Below are 13,546 nucleotides of genomic sequence, written 5' to 3' on the forward strand. Positions count from 1 at the left end.
CCTTTAAGGGGCGCGGGGAACTGCGCAATCTTTTAGCGGGGGTCTGGGGGCGCAGCCCCCAGGAACGGGATGGGACGGGTAGGGGCGGCGGGGGCGAGGAAAGCTCACCCCGACGACAGCTCGCGTTCCAGTGGTGTCCGGAAGCGCGGAGTGACCCGGGTCTGCCCCACCCACGCCTGCAACCGCGCAGCCTCCGTCGAGACGGCGTCAAGAGCCTCCCGCCCGACCCCCTCCGGCTGAAGAAGCCGCCACACCACCTCACCGGAGGCCCGCTGCGCCCACCCCCCGACCACCCGCCCGTCCCACCACACCGTCGGCCCCACATTCCCGCTCCTGTCGAAGAGCGCGGACCGCAACCCCGGCGCGAGATACCAGTCCCGCTCCTGCCACCCCATGGCCGTCGGATCGAGCCCTGGCAGCAGCGCGGCCCACGGGGAGGAGGGGCCGGCGACCGGACCGTCGTCGCCGGCGGCCACGTATCCGGTGACCCCGTCGTCGAGCGACACGGCCACCGCCCCGATCGCGGCGAGCGCCCGCCGCACATCGGTGACCTTCCACCCCGTCCACCACTTCAAGTCACCCTCGGTGGCGGGCCCGCACGCCGTCAGCCAGCGGCGCAGCAGCTCGGGCTGGGCCTCGGCGGGCGGCAGCTCGGGATGCGGCGGGGCGACCGCCCAGCGGAACTGCGACGACGTCCACGAACCCAGCGGGCGGCCGCGGACGACCTGGCCCTCGACGCCGAGGACCCGCATCAGACGGGACGACACGGTCTGCGGACTCTCGTAGCTCTTGCCCGCTCCGTAGGTGAACTGCTCCTTCAACCTCGGTTCGTCCCGGGTGAGTTCGTTCACCGTGGCCTGCCCGCGCCGGGCCAGCGCGGCGAGCGCGGACGCCTCGACCTCAGCGAGCCACTCCTCCGTCAGCCGCCCGTCGCTGCCGGTGGCCATGTCCTTGATCAGCCCGGCCCGGGCCTTCGCGGCGATGGCGAGCCCGGTCGAGGCGTGCACCACGGCGGCCAGCTCGGTGGGGAACACGAACACGGTGTGCCGCATGCCGTGCATCCGGACCAGCGCCCGGTCCTCGTACAGCGCCCGGTCGACCTCCGCCACCGTCTTCCCGGCGTCCGCCAGCCGCGCGCCCACCGCCAGATACACCGTCGCCGGATCGGTCCCGTGCAGCGCGACCAGCGACCCCGCGACCTCCTCGGGGCTCGCCGCCCGCGAGGCGACCGCGAGCCGCTGCCGCAGCGCGAGCCGGGCCCGCCGCTCCGCCACCCCGATGTGCCGCAGCTTCTCGGCCACGCCGCCTCCAGCTCGCCCGTAGTACCCCGTTCCCCCTCATCCTCTCGAACACCCGCACGCCGCAGGGCGCGCTTCACCCGTTTGCCGTACCCGGCATGCGTACGCCCTGTCCACGGCCTTGACTGGGGAAACCGCGAGGAGCGGATTCCGGAGGCGAACGAGGAGCACGTCGGGAGACGCGATGCAGAGGCACGGAATACGCCGACGGGGCTCACTCGTCCGGTTGGTCCTGATGGCGATCGCGACGACGGCCCTGGCAGCGCCCCTGACCGGCTGCTCGGACGACACCACCCCCTCCGACGTCGTCTCCCAGGCCGCGTCCGCCGCGTCCGCGGCCGGCGACGCGCTGGCCTCCGCGACCGCCGAGGCCGGCCAGAAGCTCGACGAGCTCCAGAACGGCGTGAACGCCAAAGGAGACGTGAAGCTCGACAGCCAGGTGACGGCCGACTCCGACGGGCGTTCCACGGTCAAGGTGACCGTCACCAATTCCGCCTCCTCGGAGAAGTCGTACGCCGTCCAGATCAACTTCCGCGACCCGGCCGGCAACCTCCTCGACACGGTCGTCGTCACGGTGAACGACGTCGCGGCCGGCGCCTCCAAGGACGCCACCGCCCGCAGCACCCGTACCCTCTCCGGCGACATCACCGCCGATGTCGCCAGGGCCGTGCGGAACTGATGGCCGTGGGCCAGAACGGCGCCGCGGCCACTCCCGCGGACCGTGCCGCCCAGGGCAGGGCGGCCCGCAAGAACGCCTCCCGCTCCTCGCACGCCGGCTGGATCCCCGCCGCCGACCGCCCCGACCCCGTCGCCGTACTGGAACGCCAGGGCAGGGACCGGCTGCCGGAACTGCTGCCGATCCGGTACGGGCGGATGACGACGTCACCCTTCGCGTTCCTGCGCGGCGCCGCCGCCGTCATGGCCGCCGACCTCGCCGCCCAGCCGCACACCGGACTCACGGTCCAACTGTGCGGCGACGCGCACCTGCTGAACTTCGGCCTGCACGCCTCCCCGGAACGCACCCTGCTCTTCGACCTCAACGACTTCGACGAGACGTTTCCCGGCCCCTTCGAGTGGGACGTCAAACGGCTCGCGGCCAGCGTCGCGGTGGCCGCCCGCGAGAACGGGCACAAGGAAGCGCAGGCCCACGACGCGGCGCGGGCGGCGGCCGGTGCGTACCGGGAGGCAGTACGGCGGCTCGCCGGGCGGGGCGAACTGGCCGTCTGGAACGAGCGCATCGACGCCGAGCAGCTGCTCCCGCTGGTCCGTTCCGCCCGCCGCCGGGCGCGCGTCGAGTCGAACCTCACCCGCGCCCGCCGCCGCACCAGCCTGCACGCGCTCGAAAGACTCACCGAGACCGTCGACGGACGCCGCCGCATCATCCATGACCCGCCCCTGCTGGAGCCGGCCGGAGTCACGGACATGGCCTCGCTCCGCAAGATCTTCAGCGACTACCGCTCCACCCTCTCCGAGGAGCGCCGCCTCCTCCTCGACCGCTACCGCTTCGTCGACGCCGCCCGCAAGGTCGTCGGCGTCGGCAGCGTCGGCACCCGCTGCTTCATCGTGCTGCTGGCCGGCCGGGACGCGGACGACCCACTGTTCCTGCAGATCAAGGAGGCGGGGAAGTCCGTACTCGAAGAGCATCTGCCCAGCGGTCCGTACGTCCATCCGGGGCATCGGGTCGTCGCGGGTCAGCGGCTGCTCCAGGCCGCGAGCGACATCTTCCTCGGCTGGATGACCGGACCGCAGGGACGGGCGTTCTACTGGCGTCAGCTCCGCGACATGAAGGGCTCCGCGGACGTCGCGGGCATGAACCCCCGCGACCTGCGGACCTACGCCCGCCTGTGCGGCAACGCCCTGGCCCGCGCCCACGCCCGCTCCGGCGACCGCGTCGCGATCGCCGGATACCTCGGCGGCGCCGACACCTTCGAACGCGCCGTCGCGGACTTCGCGCTGCGTTACGCGGACCAGAACGCCGCCGACCACGCGGCGTTGGGCGCGGCCGTGGCGGCCGGTGTGATATCGGCGGCTCCAGGAGTCTGAGCGCCGCCCCTCCCGGCGCCCGACCGGTGCAGCCGCCGTCTTCAGCCGTACAGCTCCAGCAGCCCCGCCACATACGCGCCCAGCCGCCCGCCCAGCACCTCCGGCGTCAGATCCGTACGCCCCAGCTCACGCCACGGCACGGCGACCTTCTCGGCGTCGGGGGAGTAGGCCAGCGCGTCCAGCAGCCGCCAGTACAAGTGGCTCTCGCCGTCGGCCAGTCGATGTCCTCCGTGCGCCTCGTACCGCTCACGGAAGCCCAGCCCGTACGCCTCCCCGTACAGCAGCGCGAGGGCCGTGGAACAGTGGGCGACGTCGAGGTCGGCGGGGCCCCAGGAGGTCTCGACCCAGTCGACGACCCCGCTGATCCGCAGGGTGTCGCCCGCGCCCGTGAACAGCACGTTCCCGGGGTGGAAGTCCCGGTGCAGGAAACACCCTTCGTGCGCGGGCGGTTCGCGCCGGATCACGTCCACGGCCCGGTCCCACAGGGCACCGGCGGGCGTACGGACGCGTTCGGGTGACGTCCACGGCTGATACGGGCGCGGCTGCTCGTCCGCAACCACCCCGTGAATACGGACGAGTTGCCGCGCCAGCAGGTCGAGGCGCCGCTCCAGGTCCTCCTCGTCGAGACGGACCGCGCCCGCCAGCGAGGACATCAACAAGGTGGGGTGGTCGCAGTGTTCGGCGGTGGCGTCGACCGCGTACAGCTCGGGCGCGGGCACGTCGTCGTGCGCGGCCAGCAGCGTGAGGACGGACGCCTCGCGGGTCAGCAGCCCCGGTGCGTGCCGCCGGAAGAAGGGCTTGACGAAGGTCCGCTGGACCAGGCCGGTGCCGTCGTCGAGGGTGAGTCGGCGCATCTGGGAACTCCAGCCGCCGTGCAGGGGCGTGGAGTTCCGTACGCTCCTGCCCTCCGGAAGCTGCTTGGCCACCCAGGCCCGGGTCGCCGTCCATCCCCGGTCGCCGAGCCCGGTGAGGACGAGGTCCACGAACCGCTGCCGGTCCTCGGCGTGGTCGCGGAACCAGAGGCCCAACATGTGCTCCGCGTCCGGTAGTTCGAGCCGGGTGAACTGGGCGTGGGCGGCGAGTGCGTCCGTCACGGCCTCGGTCACGGCGGGCGGGATCACGCTGTCCGTGCCGGGCACGGCGAGCACCGCCCGCCCCTCGTACGCCCGCAGCACGCCGAGCGCCGGAGCCGCCCGCCAGTTGTCCGGCGTACGGATGATCTCGCTGAAGCGGCCGTCGCCGTCCCCGAACGGAACCGGCCACGCCTCCGCGCCGTACACCGCGGGCGCGCACAGCCCGAGGGCCGCCACGCGCCGCCCGTAGTGCTCCGCGAGATCGGCCACCGTCTGGCCGCTCATGCTGAACCCGACGAGGATCAGCGGACCGTTCGCCGGGACCGTCGCGTCGATGACGGAAACGGCCTGCTCGAAGCGCTTCTGAAGGCTCAACTCCCGTAGCGCGCCAGTGCTTTCGCCGTGCCCGGAGAAGTCGAGGGCAAGGCCCCGGCAGCCGCGCGCGACGAACTCCTCAAGGAGCGGGAGCAGTCGCTCCTTGCTCCCGTTTCCGGCGCCGTGCAGCAGGACGGCGGTGGCCGTGTCGCCACCGCCGTCGCGTCCGTCAACTCCGCCGCTGACGCAGCTCAGTCGTTCACCGTCGTGGTCGTGAAGGAAGGAGAAGAGCATCCCCTCATTTACTCATGGCGACTGACGGCGACTCATGGCGCTCAGGTCCAGGGGGAATCCCTTCACGCCGTATGTCAACTTTGCTTTACTTTATGGCGATACACGAAAGTGTGCAGTCCGGGGAAAATCGGATGCGCGGGTTCGGGCCCCGTCCCTACTCTGGACATGCGTTCCGGAGCTGCTGAACACCGCTTTCCGCAGGACAGGCATCACCCGGCGGACTCAGGGCTACTCTCTACGCACCGACGGACGGCCGCCCACCCCCAGCGCCCCGTCGACTCATCCACCCACACATCAAGACCAGCCATCCACGCACACAAGGAGTCCCGTCATGGGCACCTTGATCATCTCGGCGACCCTGATCCTGGTCGTCATGGGCTTCTCGAACCACGTCCTCTGGCTCGCGGCGGTCGCCCTGCTCTTCCTGTACGTCCGTTACGGCCGCACCGGGGGAAGCGCGTCCACGGCGTCCCCCTCGGGTACCTCGGGCACCTCGGGCTCCCCCTCAGGGGGCTCGTCCGGCACCCCGGGCCGCACGGACGCCAGCTACCGCGCGTACCGCGAACGCCGTGACCGTCAGGCCAAGTGGGAGCGTCGCTACCGTCGGGAGCGCCCGTTGGAGGCGCGCCGCCAGGAGCGCCAGAAGTAGCAGGACCGCGCCAGAACCAGCAGGCCCGGACTGACTCGGCTCACGGCCGTCACAGGCCTGGGGCGCCCCAGATCGGGAACCAGCGGCTCAGGTCGTGCTCCACCCGCAGATCATCGGCGAGCGCCGCCTTGATCTGCAGCTCCAGCGCGTTGTCGCGCCGCTGGTCCGCACCGGCCAGCGGCGCGAAGGGATAGAAGGTCCCGCGCTTGTAGAGATAGACGAGCCCGAGCCGCCGCTGCCCGGAATCCTGGAAACCCACCACGGAGCAGAGCAGTTGCGGCCCGAAGCCACTGCCTTCCAGCGCGCTGTTGACCGCGTGCAGATCACTCACCAGCGCGGGCAGATCATCGGGCTCCCGGCGGGAGACCAGCCACGAGTACCCGTACTCGTCCCGGACCCGCTCCACCGGCGGCCCTCCTCCGGGCTCCCGGCTCCGCCCGGCGTCCGCGTCGAGCAGCGCCTGCACCTCCTGGTGCGCGTCGGCGAAGGCCGCGCCCTCGACGCTCGCGAAGCACACGGCACCCGTCCCGGTCGGGGTGAACCCGGCGGCCGCCTGCAGGGTCAGGGCCGCCGACGGCAGCCCGAAGAGCTGATCGAGGTCGGGCGCGACGGCTTTGGTGCGGCCGAGCAGGATATCCAGGAACCCCATGCAGATGGCCTTTCCGGGAGATTCAGCCGGCCGTTCCGGGAGCCGCGGGCTCGCCCAACTCGGCGGAGATACGGGCCAGTTGTTCGAGTCGCTGTTCAAGGCTCGGGTGGGTGGAGAAGATCTTGGCGAAGCCGGGCTCGGAACCGAGAGCGGGCGTGAAGTAGAAGGCGTTGAACGCCTGCGCCGTCCGCAGGTCCTTGGTCGGAATCCGCCCGATGTCCCCGGTGACCTTGGTCAGCGCCGACGCCAGCGCCGAGGGCCGCCCGGTGAGCAGCGCCGCCGCGCGGTCGGCGGCCAGCTCGCGATACCGGGACAGCGCCCGGATGAGCAGGAAGCTGATCGCGTACACGGCCGCGGAGACCGCCATCACGGTCATGAAGATCGCCACCGTGTTCTGGTCCTTGCGCCCCCGTCCGCCGAAGAGCTGCGAGTAGAACGCGAACCGCACGATCAGCCCAGCGAGCACGCCGAGGAACGACGCCACGGTGATCACGGCGACATCCTTGTGCGCCACATGCGACAGCTCGTGTGCCAGCACACCCTCAAGCTCGTCGGCCTCCAGTCGCCGCAGCAACCCGGTGGTCACACAGAGCACCGCATGATCGGCGTTCCGCCCGGTGGCGAACGCGTTCGGCATCTCGATGTCGGACACGGCGACCAGCGGCTTCGGCATGTCCGCCACGGCACACAACCGGTCGACCACCCCGTGTAGCTGGGGATACTCCTCCCGCTCCACGATCCGCCCGTGCATCGCGTACAGCGCGATCCGGTCCGAGAACCAGTACTGCGCGCCGAGCAGCCCGGCCGCGATCACCACGACCAGCACCCAGGACTTCAGCAGCACGATCAACGCGGCGACGAAGGCCACGTACAGCAATCCGAGCAGAAACAGCGTGACCGTCATCCGCACGGTCAGCCGCCGATCGCTCCGGAACCGGCTCTGCATCATGCATCACCCCGCACTCAGGCACTCGTCCCGCTTTCCATTGTGCGCCTGGGGCTCCCCATGAACAGGGTCCGAAAGCCTCCATGGACGGCAAAGAACGAGCGGCCTCAGGACTGGGGCGGCACCGCCCTGAAGTTCTCGCCGCCGTACAGGGACTCGTAGGTGACCTCGACCACCAGTCGCCGGGCCACGAGGTCCCAGAACCAGTCGTGCTCGCCCTCGCTGAAGTGCTGCAGGTAGAACAGGAAGGTGGACTGCCCCGCGAGGACGACGGCACCGGGGCGCAAGGTGTACGTCTTCGGCCGCTCCGGCAGTGATGCGGAGATGCGGTCAATGGTCTGGATGTCCCACTGCCCGATCACTTCTCCGTCCAGCCGCACCACCGTGTTCGTCACTATGGCCGGCCCGAGGCCCGCGTTGACGACCCGGAGGCCCGCCTTGTGGTCCTCGTACTTCTTGGTGTGGCGTAGCTGCAGCAGGGGTCTGACGGACTGGCGATTGTGCACCCGGGTGGCTCTGGTCTGCGCGTAACTGGTCCAGAGTGAGCCCAGCGCTATGGCTGTCGCCGCTATGGCCGTGACCGTGTCCGAATTCACCGGCTGCCCCCCATGACGCCCCCGAGGCCATAGTCCTTCCCGATCGTCGCGGGCGTCACGCGTGACCCGGACAACACAACGGCCGCGCCCCTCCCGAAGGAAGGACACGGCCGTTGTCGTACGGCTGGTGCGACGGGCTTACACGTCGTAGTACAGCTCGAACTCGTGCGGGTGCGGACGCAGCTGGAGCGGCGCGATCTCGTTGGTGCGCTTGTAGTCGATCCACGTCTCGATCAGGTCGGACGTGAAGACGTCGCCCGCGAGCAGGAACTCGTGGTCGGCCTCAAGGCGGTCGAGGACGGCCGGGAGGGAGGTCGGGACCTGCGCGACGCCCGCGTGCTCCTCGGGGGCCAGCTCGTACAGGTCCTTGTCGATCGGCTCGGCCGGCTCGATCTTGTTCTTGATGCCGTCGAGGCCCGCGAGAAGGAGGGCCGAGAAGGCGAGGTACGGGTTGCCGGAGGAGTCGGGCGCGCGGAACTCGACGCGCTTGGCCTTCGGGTTCGACCCGGTGATCGGGATACGCATGGCCGCGGAGCGGTTGCGCTGCGAGTACACCAGGTTGACCGGGGCCTCGAAGCCGGGGACCAGACGGTGGTACGAGTTCACCGTCGGGTTGGTGAAGGCGAGCAGCGAGGGGGCGTGCTTGAGGATGCCGCCGATGTAGAAGCGGGCGGTGTCCGAGAGGCCCGCGTAGCCCGCCTCGTCGTAGAACAGCGGGTCGCCGTTGGCCCACAGCGACTGGTGGACGTGCATGCCCGAGCCGTTGTCACCGAAGATCGGCTTCGGCATGAAGGTCGCGGTCTTGCCGTTGCGCCAGGCGACGTTCTTCACGATGTACTTGAAGAGCTGGAGGTCGTCGGCCGCGGCGAGCAGCGTGTTGAACTTGTAGTTGATCTCGGCCTGGCCGGCGGTGCCCACCTCGTGGTGCTGGCGCTCGACCTGGAGGCCGGACTTGGCCAGCTCCAGGGAGATCTCGGCACGCAGGTCGGCGAAGTGGTCGACCGGCGGGGTCGGGAAGTAGCCGCCCTTGTAGCGGACCTTGTAACCGCGGTTGTCCTCGATCGCACCGGTGTTCCAGGCGCCGGCCTCGGAGTCGATGTGGTAGAAGGCCTCGTTCGACTTGGTGTCGAAGCGCACGCTGTCGAAGACGTAGAACTCGGCCTCGGGGCCGAAGTACGCGGTGTCGGCGATACCGGTCGACGCGAGGTACGCCTCGGCCTTCTTCGCCACGTTGCGCGGGTCACGGGAGTACTGCTCGCCCGTGATCGGGTCGTGGATGAAGAAGTTGATGTTGACCGTCTTGTCGCGGCGGAAGGGGTCGACGCGCGCGGTGGACAGGTCGGCGCGGAGCGCCATGTCCGACTCGTGGATGGCCTGGAAGCCGCGGATGGAGGAGCCGTCGAAGGCCAGTTCCTCGGTCGGGTCGAAGGCCTCCGCCGGGATCGTGAAGTGCTGCATCACACCCGGCAGGTCGCAGAAGCGGACGTCGACGAACTTGACGTCCTCGTCCGCGATGTACTTCTTGGCCTCGTCGGCGTTCTGGAACATCCAGCTCCTCCTACTCCCGCCCACAGTGGACCGGGGTGGTAGTTCGTTCGTGCGGCCAGTGCGGTGGCACACGCTGAGGCCGACCTTAGGGACGGGTGATTTCTCAAGCGTGACCCATTTGTTTCGCCCAAGTTAACCGACCCGGGGCGCCCGGGCCCCTCGTGTCCGCATGCCAAAACGGGCGCAGTACCGTTGACGGGTGGACAACAGGCAAGCAATCGGATCGTGGCTCTCCGGACCCCGCGCGGCCGCGGAGGAAGCCGGTGTCGACTTCGGATACCGCGGCGAACAGCTCGGTCTGCCGGAGAACGGGCCCGGCTCCATCGCCCGCCCGGGCCGCCGTCTCGGCGCTATCGCCGTCGACTGGGGCCTGTGCCTCCTGGTCGCATACGGCCTGATCACGCACAGCTATAACAAGGCGGCCGGCACCTGGGCGCCGCTCATCCTCTTCGTGCTGATCGGCTTCACCCTCGCCACGGTCGGCTTCACCCCCGGCAAGCGGCTCTTCGGCCTGCGGGTGGTCGCGCTGGACACCGGCCGCGTCAACCCGCTGCGCGCCCTGCTGCGCACGGTCCTGCTGTTCCTCGCCCTGCCGCCCCTCATCTGGGACCGCGACGGCCGCGGCCTGCACGACCGCGTCGCCCGCACCGTCGAAGTACGGATCTAGGACCTGTCCGGCGGATACGGAAGTCGTACGACGAAGGGGGCGCCCGGAGATCTCCGGGCGCCCCCTTCGTCGTACGACTCGTAGGAGGGGTGTCAGCGGCCCTTCGATCCGCCGCGCGGCATCCGCATGCCCTTCGGCATCGGACCCTTGGGAAGCGGCATGTTGCTCATCAGGTCGCCCATCGCGCGCAGCCGGTCGTTGGTCGTGGTGACCTGCGGGCCGGTGAGCACGCGCGGCAGCTTCAGCATGGTCGTGCGGAGCTTCTTGAGCTCCACCTGGCCCTCGCCGGTGCCCACGAGAATGTCGTTCACCGGAACGTCCGAGACGATCCGCGCCATCTTCTTCTTCTCGGCGGCCAGCAGGCTCTTCACCCGGTTCGGGTTGCCCTCGGCGACCAGCACGATGCCGGCCTTGCCGACCGCGCGGTGCACCACGTCCTGGCTGCGGTTCATCGCCACCGCCGGGGTCGTGGTCCAGCCTCGGCCGATGTTGTCGAGAACGGCCGCGGCTGCGCCCGGCTGTCCCTCCATCTGACCGAAGGCGGCTCGCTCGGCCCTGCGCCCGAAGACGATCGCCGTCGCGAGGAAGGCGAGCAGAAGGCCGAGAATGCCGAGATAGACCGGGTGGCCGATCAAGAAGCCGATCGCGAGGAAGACACCGAGGGTGAGAATTCCGACAGCCGCGAGTACAAGACCGATCTTGGAGTCGGCCTTGCGGGTCATCTTGTACGTCAGGGCGATCTGCTTGAGTCGCCCGGGTTCAGCAGCGGCGTCCGCTGCGGTTTCCTTCCTCGCCATGCCACGAAGTCTACGTGGCCCGGGAGGCGCCGACGACGGCAGTACCGGGGGAGCGCCGGGGCAGCGGGCCGCGGTACCGGGGGAGCGCCGGGGGCATCGCCGTTACGAACGCGTCGCGACGGCTTCCAGCACGCGCTGCGCCTCGACCCTGTCCTTGGCACGGCGGCGGTCCTCCAGGACGGAGGTCCAGGCATTGCGGCGGGCGGTGCGCTGGCCGCTGCTCATGAGGATCGACTCGACGGCACGGAGTGCATCGGTGAACGACGGGATGGCGGTGGCGCGTACGGGCGCGGCCTGCATGATGGAGGTCCCCCCTCGGGATCGGCGGCTCTGGTTGGGGCTGTACGTGGCGTAAGACCAGGGTCACTGATTGGTGTTACCAGGGCGTGACCGACCGGTCAAACACCAATGAAACCTTGATGCGGCCGGTTCGCACGCTGACGCGGTCCTGATGGTGTCCCCAGCTGCGGGGACGGTCCGAACGGCGTCGAAGGGGCCGTTGCGAAGGGGGAGTTGCTTGTGCGCGGATTCACACAGAAGCGGTGGCACTCAGTGCCACCGCTTCTGTGTTCGACTCGTGTCCTGCGGCGTGTCAGACCGCCTGCGAGGCGATGTACGCGCCTCGCTTCTCGACGGCCATCTGGTACAGGCGGCCGGCGCGGTACGAGGATCGGACCAGCGGGCCCGACATGACACCGGAGAAGCCGATCTCCTCGGCCTCCTCCTTCAGCTCCACGAACTCCTGCGGCTTGACCCAGCGCTCCACGGGGTGGTGGCGCACGGAGGGGCGCAGGTACTGCGTGATCGTGATGAGCTCGCAGCCCGCGTCGTGCAGCTGCTGGAGCGCCTCGCTGACCTCCTCGCGGGTCTCGCCCATGCCGAGGATCAGGTTCGACTTCGTGACCAGACCGTAGTCTCGGGCCTCGGTGATGACCTTGAGCGAGCGCTCGTAGCGGAAGCCGGGGCGGATGCGCTTGAAGATCCGCGGGACCGTCTCGACGTTGTGCGCGAAGACCTCGGGGCGCGAGGAGAAGACCTCGGCGAGCTGGTCGGGTTCGGCGTTGAAGTCGGGGGCGAGCAGCTCGACCTTGGTGCGGCCGGCCTCGCGGGCCGCCGTCTGCGCGTGGATCTGGCGGACCGTCTCGGCGTACAGCCAGGCGCCGCCGTCCTCCAGGTCGTCGCGGGCGACGCCGGTGATGGTCGCGTAGTTCAGGTCCATCGTCACGACGGACTCGCCCACGCGGCGGGGCTCGTCACGGTCGAGGGCCTCGGGCTTGCCCGTGTCGATCTGGCAGAAGTCGCAGCGCCTCGTGCACTGGTCACCGCCGATCAGGAAGGTCGCCTCGCGGTCTTCCCAGCATTCGTAGATGTTGGGGCAGCCCGCCTCCTGGCAGACCGTGTGCAGGCCCTCGCTCTTCACGAGGCTCTGCATCTTCGTGTACTCGGGACCCATTTTCGCCCGGGTCTTGATCCACTCGGGCTTGCGCTCGATGGGGGTCTGGGCGTTCCGGACCTCCAGGCGCAGCATCTTGCGTCCGTCGGGTGCGACTGCGGACACATCGGCTCCCTGTAGCTTCGATTCTTCGGCGTACACCAGCGTACGCCCGTGCGGTTCTCACTCCCCGCGGTGGGCAACCTTCGGGAACGGGGGTGCATTCCCGAAGGGTTTCTTCGCCCCCGCCGCCCCTACCCGTCCCATCCCCAGGGGCTCTGCCCCTTCGACCCCGTTCGGCTGTGTGTCGGCTGCGGGCCGGTGGGGGCCGTTCGCGCAGTTCCCCGCGCCCCTTAAGGGGCGCTACGCCGAGGCCCGTTCCACGACCCTCGGGAGTAGCTGGGCGTTCTCCAGGACGTCGCGGAGGTGTTTCTCGGCGATCGGGAGGACGTCGCCGATGGTCACGTCGCGGGTCAGCTCGTTCGCGAGGGAGGTGACGCCCGCGTCGCGGATACCGCAGGGGATGATGCGGTCGAACCAGGCGTTGTCGGGGTTCACGTTGAGGGCGAAGCCGTGCATGGTGACGCCCTTGGCGACGCGGATGCCGATCGCGGCGATCTTGCGGTCCTCGCGCCGCTGGCCGGCGTTGGAGGGGGCGTACTCCGGGCCGTTGAGGCGAGGGTCGAACTCCTCGTCCTGAAGGCGCGGGTCGAAGTCGAGGGAGAGCCCCCCGAGCGAGGGGCGCTGCTCGACCGGATCACCGAGCACCCAGACACCGCTGCGGCCCTCGACACGGCTGGTCTCCACGCCGAACTCCGCACACGTACGGATAAGTGCCTCTTCCAGACGGCGTACATGTGCTACGACGTCCACCGGCCGGGGCAGTTTCTGGATCGGATAGCCCACCAGCTGGCCCGGACCATGCCAGGTGATCTTGCCGCCGCGGTCCACGTCGATGACGGGCGTGCCGTCGAGGGGCCGTTCGTTGTCCGCCGTGCGCCGGCCCGCCGTGTAGACCGGCGGGTGCTCCAGGAGCAGACAGGTGTCGGGGACCTCGTCCAGGAAACGGGCGGCGTGTACCCGGCGCTGCTCGTCCCACGCCTCCTGGTACTCGACGGCCTCGGCACCGAATCCCATGCGGACGAACCGCAACTCACTCACGGCAAGCGCCTCCCTAGAAGCCCTTCAGAAACCCTCGTAAGGCACGTAACGCGCCCACGCCACTGTACGTCCGGCCGA

General features: G+C 69.8%; 14 protein-coding genes. 4 read left to right on the forward strand and 10 right to left on the reverse strand.

Annotated elements, in window-relative coordinates; genetic code table 11:
* Nucleotides 1-104: 104 nt before the first annotated feature.
* Entirely contained in the window at nucleotides 105-1,301 is a 1,197-nt protein-coding gene (locus OIC96_RS34780; protein ID WP_330304041.1) for a winged helix DNA-binding domain-containing protein, read from the reverse strand.
* Nucleotides 1,302-1,482: 181 nt separating this feature from the next.
* On the opposite strand from OIC96_RS34780, the gene OIC96_RS34785 reads away from it, so the two are divergent.
* Together OIC96_RS34785 and OIC96_RS34790 are read left to right on the forward strand one after the other, a co-directional pair.
* A complete protein-coding gene (locus tag OIC96_RS34785) occupies nucleotides 1,483-1,977 on the forward strand; it encodes an FxLYD domain-containing protein (RefSeq protein ID WP_443058413.1) in 495 nt (164 codons plus the stop codon).
* A 5-nt stretch (nucleotides 1,978-1,982) separates the two neighbouring features.
* Nucleotides 1,983-3,341: a DUF2252 domain-containing protein gene (locus OIC96_RS34790; RefSeq protein ID WP_330304039.1), complete on the forward strand. Its 1,359-nt coding sequence runs from the start codon at nucleotides 1,983-1,985 to the stop codon at nucleotides 3,339-3,341.
* 41 nt (nucleotides 3,342-3,382) lie between these two features.
* Here OIC96_RS34790 and OIC96_RS34795 read toward each other — a convergent pair whose 3' ends face one another.
* Nucleotides 3,383-5,023, reverse strand: a complete 1,641-nt coding sequence (locus OIC96_RS34795; RefSeq protein WP_330304038.1) for an alpha/beta fold hydrolase — start codon at nucleotides 5,021-5,023, stop codon at nucleotides 3,383-3,385.
* Nucleotides 5,024-5,354: 331 nt separating this feature from the next.
* Between OIC96_RS34795 and OIC96_RS34800 the strand changes: the two genes are divergently transcribed.
* Nucleotides 5,355-5,672, forward strand: coding sequence for a hypothetical protein (locus tag OIC96_RS34800; protein ID WP_330304037.1), 318 nt, complete (start codon nucleotides 5,355-5,357; stop codon nucleotides 5,670-5,672).
* 49 nt (nucleotides 5,673-5,721) lie between these two features.
* Here the strand turns inward: OIC96_RS34800 and pspAB are convergent, their stop codons facing one another.
* The 4 genes from pspAB to glnA form a co-directional block, all read right to left on the reverse strand.
* Complete coding sequence (pspAB, locus tag OIC96_RS34805) at nucleotides 5,722-6,321, reverse strand: PspA-associated protein PspAB (RefSeq protein ID WP_330304036.1); 600 nt, start codon at nucleotides 6,319-6,321, stop codon at nucleotides 5,722-5,724.
* Between the two features lie 22 nt (nucleotides 6,322-6,343).
* The gene (htpX, locus tag OIC96_RS34810) at nucleotides 6,344-7,267 is read right to left on the reverse strand and encodes a zinc metalloprotease HtpX (RefSeq protein ID WP_330310064.1); all 924 of its coding nucleotides are present in this window, start codon (nucleotides 7,265-7,267) and stop codon (nucleotides 6,344-6,346) included.
* A gap of 107 nt (nucleotides 7,268-7,374) precedes the next feature.
* The gene (locus tag OIC96_RS34815; protein ID WP_330304035.1) at nucleotides 7,375-7,863 is read right to left on the reverse strand and encodes a hypothetical protein; all 489 of its coding nucleotides are present in this window, start codon (nucleotides 7,861-7,863) and stop codon (nucleotides 7,375-7,377) included.
* Between the two features lie 138 nt (nucleotides 7,864-8,001).
* The gene (glnA, locus tag OIC96_RS34820; protein WP_330304034.1) at nucleotides 8,002-9,411 is read right to left on the reverse strand and encodes a type I glutamate--ammonia ligase; all 1,410 of its coding nucleotides are present in this window, start codon (nucleotides 9,409-9,411) and stop codon (nucleotides 8,002-8,004) included.
* A 199-nt stretch (nucleotides 9,412-9,610) separates the two neighbouring features.
* On the opposite strand from glnA, the gene OIC96_RS34825 reads away from it, so the two are divergent.
* Complete coding sequence (locus OIC96_RS34825; protein WP_330304033.1) at nucleotides 9,611-10,078, forward strand: RDD family protein; 468 nt, start codon at nucleotides 9,611-9,613, stop codon at nucleotides 10,076-10,078.
* 92 nt (nucleotides 10,079-10,170) lie between these two features.
* Here the strand turns inward: OIC96_RS34825 and OIC96_RS34830 are convergent, their stop codons facing one another.
* The 4 genes from OIC96_RS34830 to lipB form a co-directional block, all read right to left on the reverse strand.
* On the reverse strand, nucleotides 10,171-10,875 hold the full coding sequence (locus OIC96_RS34830) for a DUF4191 domain-containing protein (protein WP_327428154.1): 705 nt from the start codon (nucleotides 10,873-10,875) through the stop codon (nucleotides 10,171-10,173).
* Nucleotides 10,876-10,977: 102 nt separating this feature from the next.
* Nucleotides 10,978-11,175 carry an SCO2195 family GlnR-regulated protein gene (locus OIC96_RS34835; RefSeq protein ID WP_330304032.1) on the reverse strand — a complete coding sequence of 66 codons (198 nt, stop codon included), beginning with the start codon at nucleotides 11,173-11,175 and terminating at the stop codon, nucleotides 10,978-10,980.
* Between the two features lie 292 nt (nucleotides 11,176-11,467).
* Nucleotides 11,468-12,433 carry a lipoyl synthase gene (gene lipA / locus OIC96_RS34840; RefSeq protein ID WP_330304031.1) on the reverse strand — a complete coding sequence of 322 codons (966 nt, stop codon included), beginning with the start codon at nucleotides 12,431-12,433 and terminating at the stop codon, nucleotides 11,468-11,470.
* Between the two features lie 237 nt (nucleotides 12,434-12,670).
* Nucleotides 12,671-13,468 carry a lipoyl(octanoyl) transferase LipB gene (gene lipB / locus OIC96_RS34845; protein WP_330304030.1) on the reverse strand — a complete coding sequence of 266 codons (798 nt, stop codon included), beginning with the start codon at nucleotides 13,466-13,468 and terminating at the stop codon, nucleotides 12,671-12,673.
* Nucleotides 13,469-13,546 lie beyond the last annotated feature (78 nt).

Origin of the sequence: Streptomyces sp. NBC_00775 (genome assembly GCF_036347135.1) — a bacterium.
Classification (GTDB): domain Bacteria; phylum Actinomycetota; class Actinomycetes; order Streptomycetales; family Streptomycetaceae; genus Streptomyces; species Streptomyces lutosisoli.